The organism is Nocardioides dubius, assembly GCF_039528155.1.
GTDB classification, from domain to species: domain Bacteria; phylum Actinomycetota; class Actinomycetes; order Propionibacteriales; family Nocardioidaceae; genus Nocardioides; species Nocardioides dubius.
On record NZ_BAAALG010000004.1, the window covers coordinates 64,513 to 75,284 of the forward strand.

Consider the following 10,772-nt stretch of genomic DNA (forward strand, 5'->3'; position numbering starts at 1 on the left):
GGACGCTCCGGGTGCATCCATGGAAGGAGCGCAGGAGGGCGCTCCGGGATGTCGGTGGCACGAGACGCCCGAGGTGTTGATAACCTACAAATCCGAGTTGTTTGCGTGACTTAGGAGGCGTTGTGTCCGGACGTGAAGGCGACCGATGTGCGGTCGTGATCGGAGCAGGTGCCGCCGGCACTCTGACCGCGATCCATCTGATCACCCATCTCTCCAGCCGGTTCCAGGTGGAGCTGGTCGACCCCTCACCCCTCACCGGCCGCGGCCCCGCCTACTCCACCGATGACGACCGGCACCTGCTGAACGTGCCGGCGAGCGGCATGAGCGCCTTCCCCCTCGACCCCGACCACTTCTTCCGCTACGTGCGCGCCCACCACGACCGTGAGGCGCAGCCCCAGGACTTCGTGCCGCGCAGGGTCTACGGCGACTACCTCAACCACCTGCTCACCACCGCCACCGAGTTCCCCGGCAGCGCCCGGCTGATCCGGCGTCATGACACCGTCACCGACCTCACCTCCGACGGGCGGATGAGCGTGGTGCACCTCGCCTCCGGCGAGCAGATCAACGCCCGCGCCGTGGTGCTGGCGACCAGCGCCAAGCCCGCCGCGCACTGGGCTCCGCAGAGCCTGATCGACAGCGGACGGCTGATCGCCGACCCGTGGACGGCTCCGCTCGGGGAGACGATCCCCGACACCGGCGACATCCTCCTGGTCGGCACCGGCCTGACCATGGTCGACGTCGCGCTCTCCGCCGACCGTCCCGGCCGGAGGGTGCACACCGTCTCGCGGCACGCCCTGGTGCCGGCCCGCCACGTGCTGCCCACCACCCCGCCGGTTCCGCCGCCACCGGGCATCACCCGGATCGGCGACCTGGAGAGCCTGCGCCGCGTCGTCGACGAGCACGTCTCGCGCACCATCAACGAGACCGGTGACTGGCGCGCCGCGATCGACGGCCTGCGCCCGGTCACCCAGCAGCTGTGGCGCGGCCTCAGCGACGACGACCGGGTCGAGTTCCTGCGCCACGACGCCCGGCTGTGGGAGATCCACCGGCACCGGATGCCCCCGATCACCGCACGGCGCCTGGACCGGCTGCGCGACTCCGGCCGCTGGCGCGAGCACCAGGGTCAGGTGATCGACGCCGAGACCACCGCCGACGGCGTCCGGGTGCGGCTCACCGACGGCGCCGCCCTCGAGGTGGCTGCGGTCGTCAACTGCACCGGCCCGCTGAGCTCGCCATCCGCCGACCCGCTGCTGGCCACCCTCGCCCAGAGCGGCGTGGTGCGTCCCGGGCCGGCCGGGATGGGCATCGACACCGCCGGCCTGGGCCGGGTCGTCGGCACCCTGGCCGGCGCCACCCTCTTCGCGCTCGGCTCACTGCGCCGCGGCAACCTCTACGAGTCGACCGCGATGCCCGAGATCCGGGTGCAGGCCTACAACGTCGCCTCCGCCGTGGTCCGCGCGCTGCACGGCGAGACCAGGCAGCGGCCCACCGACCGCTACGACCAGGCGCTGAGCACCAGCAGCGAGGTGGCCGCCATCTACGACGAGGCGCTCGGCTCGCTGCTGCGCCTGCAGGAGGGCACCGAGGAGAAGCTGACCCAGGCGGTCACCCTCGACCCGGCGTTCGCCCAGGGTCACGCCGCGCTCGCGCTGCTCGGCCACGAATGGGGCAACACCACGGGCTGGCGCCAGCATCTGGCCCGCGCCCATGCCGTGGCCGGGGACCGCCACCTCGACGAGCGCGAGAGCAGCTTCCTCGACGCCGTCACCACCCGGCTGCGCACCGACGAGGCCACCGGCGCCGCGGCCCTCCTGCGCCACATCCGGCTCTACCCGCGCGACGCCCTCGCGGTCAGCGTCGCGGTGCCCACCGTCGCCTTCGGCGGGCTCACCTCCGGCCCGCAGACGGCGGACCTGGTGGAGGGCCTGGGCAAGGCCTACGGCGACGACTGGTGGTACGCCGGCCAGCTCGCGTTCGTCCGCCAGGACCAGCAGCGGTGGAAGGAGGCCGACGAGCTCACCGCCTACGCCCTCTCCGTGGAGCCCGCCTCGGGGCACGCCGTCCACGCCCGTGCGCACGTCTTCTACGAGACCGGTCGCCACGACGAGGGCCTGAGCTGGCTGGATCGCTGGATCGTCGAGCACGGCCCGGGCGCCAACCACCGCTCGCACTTCTCCTGGCACGCGGTGCTGCACGAGCTGATGTCCGGCGACCTGGCCGCAGCCCAGCGCCGCTACGCGCACGAGCTCGCGCCGCCGACCGTGGACGGACCTCGCGCGCTGGTTGACGCCGGTGCCCTGTTGTGGCGGGCGCGGGTCACCGGATGCTGGCAGGACGACGCCGCGGCCGAACGGGTGCTGGCCGCCGTCGACGCGCCCCGGCTCAACCAGCCGGCGACCCCGTTCGCGGCACTGCACTCGGCGCTCTCCCTGGCCGCTGCCAACGACGAGCGCCGGCTCGCCGCGCTGCGCGACTTCTCCCACGCGCACAGCGATCCGGTGATCCGGGACCTGGTCACCCCGCTGTGCGACGGCCTCGCCTCGGTGCTCGCCGAGGATCACGCCGCAGCGGTCGCCATCCTCACGCCGGTGGTCTCCCGGGCCAGCGCGCTGGGCGGCAGCGCGGCCCAGCGCGAGGTGCTGGAGGACACCCTGATCACCTCGCTGGCCGCGTCGGGCCGGTCCGCGGAGGCGGCAGCGCTGCTGGATGCGCGGCTCTGCCGGCGGCCCTCGGTCCTGGACCGGCGACGCCGCGAGGCCCTCGGCGTCAGCGTGATCGAGTGATCAGGACTCACTTCCGGTTCGCCAGATAGGCCAGCACGATCGCGGAGATCACCAGGGAGCCGGCCGCGCCGCCGTCGCTGGGTGCGAGCAGCATCGGCGCGGTGGTCAGCAGCAGGATGTCGAAGCCGCGCAGGGCGCTGCCGTAGAGGTTGGTCGGCACGGCGCCGGCCGGACTGGTGATCAGCGGCCGCCCGTAGTCCGGCGGGCGGCCGGTCACCCAGCGCACACCGGAGGCGAGCCCACCGGCTGCGGCAGCCAGGGCCAGCAGCAGGGCTGTCGACCACGGCACGTCGACGGCCCGGTGCACCGCCGGCACGCAGGCGAGGCCGAAGCAGCCGAGCAGGATCGCCGGGACCGCCAGGGCCGCGCCTCGAGTGGCACCGAGGCTGGTCGGGAACTGGCGGGCCACGCCCGCGGTCCGGGTCAGCACCCGCAGTGCGGAGAGGAACGGCAGCCCCGCCAGGAACCCGCAGCCGGCGACCACGATCACCACCACCCGCTCGGCACCCGCGGTCTGCGCGGCGTACGGCACCACCACAGCAGCGGCCAGCAGGACCAGCCACACGGGGCTCCGGGCGATCCGGATCAGGTCGGTCCAGATCAACGCGGCCGCTCCCGACGGTCCGCCGCGGCGCGAGCGCGCACTGCCTCGGCTGCGCCAGCGGTAGGCCAACAGCACGTCATATGTCAGTGCCAGGTCGAGATTGGCCAGCGCTCCACCCAGCCCCGGGACCAGGGTGCCGCCGCGGACGATGTCGCGCCGCCGCAGCCGACGGGTCAGCCGGCGCGCGGCCAGGCCGGCGACGACGGCCAGCGCCGTCAGCACTCCACCCAGGAGCCACCACCACGCGGGTGCGCTCTGCGGGCGCTCCAGCTCGGGTGCGCGGTGCAGGGTGAGCGCCAGCAGACTCCCCCAGGTGCCGGCCAACGCGAGCCCCGCCAGCACCAGCACCGGGTTGCGCGTGCTGGACTGTCCGAGCACCGCGAGCGCGATCCCGGACGCCGCCGCACCCGCCACCAGGAGCGCGAAGGCGACGGTCGAGCCGGCTCCGAAGCCGGCCAGCAGCGCCGCCCCGGCAGCGACCGCGGCCGCGGCCAGTGCGAAGGCCGCCACCAGCAAGCGCAGCCGACCGCGCAGCAGCACGCCGCGATCCAGTGGGGTCTCCATCAGCCAGTAGGCGACGCTCGGCGCCGCATAGACCGGGCCGAAGGTACGGGCCAGTGCCCAGAGCACGACCAGGGTCGCGCCGGCCACCACCCACGGCAGCAGGCCGCGCGCATCGCGGCAGCCCTGGGAGGTGCAGTGCTCCTCCGACAGCCCCGCCACGCCGATCAGGGTGTTCACCAGCATCGAGCCGAGCATCACGAAGGCCAGCACGCCGATGTAGGCGTCCGAGATCGCCTGCCCCAGCGAGGCGTTGGCCCTGCTGCGCCGCCAATGCCGGATCTCGCCGCGCAGCTCGCGCACCTCCCGGGCGGCGCTGCGGGCGTCCGGCGGCACCTCGGCGCTCAGGACGCGCCGCCCAGCGCGATCACGTCGTCGGCCAGCGCCTCGACCAGCCGGGGCGAGTGGGAGGCGAAGAGGATCGCCAGGCCCTCACGCTTCTCGCGCTGCAACCGGGTGATCAACCACTCCAACCCCTCCTCGTCGAGGCGCTGCTCGGGCTCGTCGAGGATCAGCAGCCGGCGGGGCCGCACGAAGGCGCCGGCCAGCGCGAGGCGTCGCCGCTGGCCCGAGGAGAGCGAGCCGGGCAGCTGCGCGGCCTGGGCGAAGAGGCCGACCTCGCGCAGCACGTCGTCGACCAGGGCGTCGGCGTTCGGCACCCGGTGCGCGCGGGCGTAGAGGTCGAGGTGCTCCACCACGGTGAGGTCGGGGAAGAAGTCGATGTCGTCCATCACCACGGCCATCGCCGAGCGGATGCTGGGCGACCTGTCGTCGTAGGGCTCGCCGCCGATGCTGACCTCGCCCTCGTCGGCCGGGTCGGCGCCGGTGACACAGCGCAGCACCGTCGTCTTGCCGCTGCCGTTGGGCCCGACCAGGACCGCGGCCCGGCCCGCCCGCACCTCGAACCCGACGTCGGAGAGCACGGTGTGCTCCCCGAACCTCTTGACCAGCCCGCTGACCTCGAGGACCGGCTGCTTCTTCGCCGCTTGCTTCGCGCTCACCCGGTCACCTTCTCAGGTCACCGGTTGCCGGCCGGAAGCAGAGGCCGGGTCAGGCCGTCTGCTCACCGGCCTCGGCGGCCATCTCCGCCGCCAGCCGCTCCAGGTCGTTGGCGGTGACGATCGGGCGGACGTCGTCGGCATGCTTGCCGACCCAGCCGATGCCCGGCTCGTAGTAGCGGATCACCTTCGCCGGAACGCCTGCCACCACCGCATGGTCGGGAATCTCGCCGCGCACCACCGAGCCCGCGCCGACCACGACATTGCGCCCGATCCGGGTGCCCGGCAGGATCATCGCCCCGTGGCCGATCCACGAGCCGGAGCCGATCCGCACCGGCAGGTGGGCGCCGAGCTGGTCGCCGATCGGGACGTCCGGGTCCTGGTACCCGTGGCTGGCGTCGGAGACGAAGACGCCCTGGCCGAACCAGACGTCGTCGCCGACCTCGATCGACTCGTGCGCGGTGAACGTGGTCCGGGTCCCGACCACGCACCGGTCACCGATCACCAGGCCACGCTCGGGCAGCACCTCGGCACTCGGGCCGTAGCCCACGCTCAGGGTGCAGTGCCGCCCGATCAAGGTGCGCGAGCCGACGTGGATCGACCGCTCGCCGAAGATCGTCGCCTGCGGGAAGCCGACGTTGCTGGCCTCGCCGAAGGCGGCGAACCGGGCGGCGGCGCGGGTGCCCGGGGTGATCTCGCCGACCCACTCGACGCCGCGCAGCAAGGCGCGCAGCGGCGGGTTGAGCAGGGTGCGCAGCCACGGCACCGGCTCAGTCCTCCGGCTCGTAGCCGAGGTTCGGCGACAGCCAGCGCTCGGCCTCGGCCTGGGTCCAGCCCTTGCGCTGCGCATAGTCGGCGACCTGGTCGCGCGCCAGACGGCCCAGCGAGAAGTACTGCGCCTGCGGGTGCGCGAAGTACCAGCCGGAGACCGCCGCGCCGGGCCACATGGCCATCGACTCGGTCAGCTCGATGCCGGTGTTCGCGGTCACGTCGAGCAACTCCCACAGCACCTGCTTCTCGGTGTGCTCGGGGCACGCCGGGTAGCCCGGTGCGGGACGGATCCCGCGGTACTTCTCGGCGATCAGGTCCTCGTTGGAGAGCGTCTCGCCGTCGTCGTAGCCCCAGAACTCGGTGCGCACCCGCTGGTGCAGCCGCTCGGCGAACGCCTCCGCCAGCCGGTCGGCGAGCGCCTCCAGCATGATCGCGGAGTAGTCGTCGAGATCGGCCTTGAACTTCGCGATCCGCTCGATGGTGCCGTGCCCCGCGGTCACCGCGAAGGCGCCGACGTGGTCGGCCAGCCCGGTCTCCTTGGGCGCCACGAAGTCACCGAACGACTTGTTCGGGACACCGGCACGGTGCTCGCCCTGCTGTCGCAGGTTGTGCAGCACCGCTCGCACCTCCCGACGGCTCGAGTCGGAGTAGACCTCGATGTCGTCGCCGATCGAGTTCGCAGGGAACAGTCCGTAGACCGCGTTGGCCGTCACCCACCCCTCGGCCACGATCTGGTCGAGCATCGCGTTGGCGTCCTCGAAGAGCTTGCGCGCCGCCTCACCGGTGGTGGGGTTGTTGAGGATGTCCGGGAACTTCCCGCGCATCTCCCAGGCGTTGAAGAACGGCTGCCAATCGATGAACTCGCGCAGCTCGGCCAGGTCGTAGTCACTCAGCACATGCACGCCGAGCTGGTTCGGCGCCGGCGGCAGATCCCCGGACCAGTCGATCATGAGCCCGCGCTCCCGGGCCTGGGCCAGGGTGATCATCGGCCGGTCGTGCTTGGTGGCGTGCCGCTCGCGCAGCGCGTCGTAGTCGGCCTTGATGTCGGCCAGCAGCGCGGGGCGCTGGGCGTCGTTGAGCAGGGCGGCCGCGGTCGGCACCGAGCGCGACGCGTCCTTGACCCAGATCACCGCGCCGTCGTACTTGCCGTCCACCTTCACCGCGGTGTGCGCACGCGAGGTGGTGGCACCGCCGATCATCAACGGGATCTCGAAGCTCTGCCGCTGCATCTCCGAGGCCACGTTCACCATCTCGTCGAGCGAGGGGGTGATCAGGCCCGACAGACCGATGATGTCGGCGCTGTGCTCACGGGCGGCGTCGAGGATCTTCTGGGCAGGCACCATCACGCCGAGGTCGATCACCTCGTAGTTGTTGCACTGCAGCACCACGCCGACGATGTTCTTGCCGATGTCGTGGACGTCGCCCTTCACGGTCGCCATCACGATGGTGCCGTTGGTCTCCTTGGCACCTGCCAGCGACGGGTCGTTGGCCTTCTCCTCCTCGATGAAGGGGATCAGGTACGCAACGGCCTTCTTCATCACCCGGGCGCTCTTGACCACCTGCGGCAGGAACATCTTGCCCGCGCCGAAGAGGTCGCCAACGACGTTCATGCCGTCCATCAGCGGGCCCTCGATCACCTCGATCGGGCGACCGCCGCGCTCCTTGATCAGCACCCGGAGCTCCTCGGTGTCGGACTCGACGTGCGCGTCGATGCCCTTCACCAGTGCATGGGTGATCCGCTCGCCGACCGGCAGCGTGCGCCACTCCTCGGCCTTCTCCTCCGACTCCGCCGCGCTGCCCCGGAACTGCTCCGCGAGCGCCAGCAGGTTCTCGGTGGCGTCGCCACCGTCGGCCGGGGGCCGGTTCAGGACGACGTCCTCGATCGCCTCGCGCAGCGCCGGGTCGACCTCGTCGTAGACGGCGAGCGCGCCGGCGTTGACGATGCCCATCGACAGACCGGCCCGGATCGCGTGGAACAGGAAGACCGCGTGGATCGCCTCGCGCACCACGTTGTTGCCGCGGAACGAGAACGAGACGTTCGAGATGCCGCCGGAGATCTTCGCGCCCGGCAGGTTCTGCGCGATCCAGCGGGTCGCCTCGATGAAGTCGACGCCGTAGTTGGCGTGCTCCTCGATGCCCGTCGCGACGGCGAAGACGTTCGGGTCGAAGATGATGTCCTCGGGCGGGAAGCCGACCTCGTCGACCAGGATCTTGTAGGCGCGCGCGCAGATCTCCTTGCGGCGCTCGAGGTTGTCGGCCTGGCCCTCCTCGTCGAAGGCCATCACCACGACGGCGGCACCGTACTTGCGGCACAGCCGCGCCTGCTGGCGGAACTCGTCCTCGCCGGCCTTCATCGAGATCGAGTTGACCACCGGCTTGCCCTGCACGCACTTGAGCCCGGCCTCGATCACCTCCCACTTGGAGGAGTCGACCATCACCGGGACGCGGCTGATGTCGGGCTCGCTGGCGACCAGCTTGAGGAAGCGGTCCATCGCCGCGACGCCGTCGATCATCCCCTCGTCCATGTTGACGTCGATGATCTGCGCGCCGTTCTCGACCTGCTGGGCCGCCACCGACAGCGCGGTGTCGTAGTCGCCGTCCTTGATCAGGTTGCGGAACCGGGCCGAGCCGGTAATGTTGGTGCGCTCGCCGACGTTGACGAACAACGACTCGTCGGTGATGTTCAACGGCTCCAGGCCCGAGAGCCGCATGGCAGCGGCCGGCTCCGCAGGAACCCGCACCGGCAGCCCCTCGACCGAGCGGGCGATCTCGCCGATGTGGTCGGGAGTGGTGCCGCAGCAGCCACCGAGCAGGTTCACCAGGCCCGCCTCGGCGAACTCCTGGACCACCTCGGCCATCTGCGAGGGGGTCTCGTCGTACTCGCCGAAGGCATTCGGCAGACCGGCGTTCGGGTAGGCGGAGACGAAGCAGTCGGCCAGGCGGCTCAGCTCGGCCACGTATTGGCGCATCTCGGCGGCGCCGAGGGCGCAGTTGAGGCCGATCGCCAACGGGCGGACGTGGCGCACCGAGTTCCAGAACGCCTCGGTGGTCTGGCCGGACAGGGTGCGCCCCGACGCGTCGGTGATGGTGCCCGAGATGATCACCGGCCAGCGCCGGCCGCGCTCCTCGAAGAGCGTCTCCAGCGCGAAGATCGCGGCCTTGGCGTTGAGGGTGTCGAAGATCGTCTCGATCAGGAGGATGTCCGCCCCGCCGTCGACGAGGCCGTTGGCCTGCTCCAGGTAGGCGGTGACCAGCTCGTCGTAGCTGACGTTGCGGGCACCGGGGTCGTTCACGTCCGGCGAGATGGACGCCGTCCGGTTGGTCGGGCCGAGGGCACCGGCCACGTAGCGCGGACGCTCGGCGGTGGTGGCGGCGTCGCACGCCTCGCGCGCCAGGCGGGCACCGTGGAAGTTCAGCTCGTAGGCCAGCGACTCCATGCCGAAGTCGGCCTGGGCGATCGTGGTGGCCGAGAAGGTGTTGGTCTCGACGATGTCGGCGCCGGCCTCGAGGTAGGCGGCGTGGATGCCACGGATCATCTCGGGCTGGGTGAGCACCAGCACGTCGCTGTTGCCCTTCACGTCACTGGGCCAGTCCGCGAATCGCTCGCCGCGGTACTCGGCCTCGCCCGGAGCGTGCCGCTGGATCATCGTGCCCATCGCGCCGTCGATGACGAGGATCCGCTGGCGCAGCGCAGCGGTCAGCTCCTCGGTGGCGTCGGGACGGACGTTCACCGCGGACTTGCTGTTCACCTGGACGGACAAATTGGCTACCTCCCGTAATGGAAGGCGTCCTTGAACATCGCCGAGCGTGGCGGGTCGATGCCCGTTGCAACGCCTCTCGGTACCCGCGATCCTACGACCCCGGACACGCCGACGTGCACAACATCCGCAGGCTGGGCAGCACGAGCCCCCGCGTCCACCCGTTGATTGGTGGCGCTCTGCACCCCACAACGACCGCCGGTGCAGGGTGGCACCACTCGGCGGGGGTCGAGCGTCCGATCTGGTGACGCCTACTAGGCTTCTTGGGGTGATCGAGTTCGAAGACGTTCCTGAGCTGGTCGACCCCGTCGTGATCGCGGCGTTCGAGGGCTGGAACGACGCTGGAGAGGCCGCGTCCGGCGTCGTCGACCACCTGATGGACGTGTGGCAGGCGCGGGTGATCGGCGCGGTGGACCCGGACGACTTCTACGACTACCAGGTCAACCGCCCGGTGATCGGATGCGATGAGAACGGCTACCGCAGCATCACCTGGCCCGGCACCCAGATCGCGGTCGCCTCTCCCCCCGGCCTGGACCACGACATCGTGCTGATCCGCGGGCTGGAGCCGAACATGCGCTGGCGCCAGTACTGCGCCGAGCTCTTGGCGGCCTGCGACGAGCTGGGCGCCAGCATGATGGTCACCCTGGGCGCGCTGCTGGCCGATGCGCCGCACACCCGCCCGGTGCCGGTGACCGGCACCGCCAGCGAGCCGGAGCTCGTCGACCGGCTCTCCCTGGAGGAGTCCTCCTACGAGGGGCCGACCGGGATCGTCGGGGTCTTCCAGGACGCCTGCTCGCGCTTCGACATGCCGACCGTCGGCTATTGGGCCGCGGTCCCGCACTACGTGGCGCAGCCGCCGTGCCCGAAGGCGACCCTGGCCCTGGTCGGCTGCCTCGAGGAGCTGCTCGAGGCGAGCATCCCGCTCGGCGAGCTGCCCGACGAGGCCCGTGCCTGGGAGCGCGGGGTCGACGAGCTGGCCAGCGAGGAGGAGGAGATCGCCGACTACGTGCGCGCGCTGGAGGAGGCCCGCGACACCGCGGACCTGCCGGAGGCGTCCGGCGAGGCGATCGCCAAGGAGTTCGAGCGCTACCTCAAGCGGCGCGGCACCGACCAGGCGTGAGCATCACCGGTCCTGTGTGACCGGTGGCGCGCGGGGCCGTCGCGACGACGGCCCCGGCAGGGATCAGAGCCGCAGGCCGAGAGCGGCGTCGATCAGGTTGCCGATCACGGCACCCGCCCCCGCCTCGCTCTGGTCGGTGGCGGAGTCGGCGACCCACTTCTCGAGGGCGGCGACGGC

General features: G+C 71.6%; 6 protein-coding genes. 2 read left to right on the top strand and 4 right to left on the bottom strand.

Annotated elements, in window-relative coordinates:
• The first annotated feature begins 122 nt into the window (after positions 1–122).
• Entirely contained in the window at positions 123–2,783 is a 2,661-nt protein-coding gene (locus tag ABD151_RS06510; RefSeq protein WP_343992517.1) for an FAD/NAD(P)-binding protein, read from the top strand.
• Between the two features lie 7 nt (positions 2,784–2,790).
• Here ABD151_RS06510 and ABD151_RS06515 read toward each other — a convergent pair whose 3' ends face one another.
• From ABD151_RS06515 to metH, 4 genes are read right to left on the bottom strand one after another with little or no spacing between them, the layout of a single operon-like run.
• On the bottom strand, positions 2,791–4,284 hold the full coding sequence (locus ABD151_RS06515) for a DUF6297 family protein (protein WP_343992518.1): 1,494 nt from the start codon (positions 4,282–4,284) through the stop codon (positions 2,791–2,793).
• 8 nt (positions 4,285–4,292) lie between these two features.
• Complete coding sequence (locus ABD151_RS06520; protein ID WP_343992521.1) at positions 4,293–4,949, bottom strand: ABC transporter ATP-binding protein; 657 nt, start codon at positions 4,947–4,949, stop codon at positions 4,293–4,295.
• Positions 4,950–4,998: 49 nt separating this feature from the next.
• Positions 4,999–5,712, bottom strand: a complete 714-nt coding sequence (locus ABD151_RS06525) for an acyltransferase (RefSeq protein WP_343992523.1) — start codon at positions 5,710–5,712, stop codon at positions 4,999–5,001.
• 4 nt (positions 5,713–5,716) lie between these two features.
• Positions 5,717–9,478 (bottom strand): methionine synthase, encoded by a 3,762-nt coding sequence (gene metH / locus ABD151_RS06530; protein WP_425571865.1) that lies wholly within the window; start codon positions 9,476–9,478, stop codon positions 5,717–5,719.
• Between the two features lie 265 nt (positions 9,479–9,743).
• On the opposite strand from metH, the gene ABD151_RS06535 reads away from it, so the two are divergent.
• Positions 9,744–10,595 (top strand): PAC2 family protein, encoded by an 852-nt coding sequence (locus ABD151_RS06535; RefSeq protein ID WP_343992525.1) that lies wholly within the window; start codon positions 9,744–9,746, stop codon positions 10,593–10,595.
• Positions 10,596–10,772: the final 177 nt, after the last annotated feature.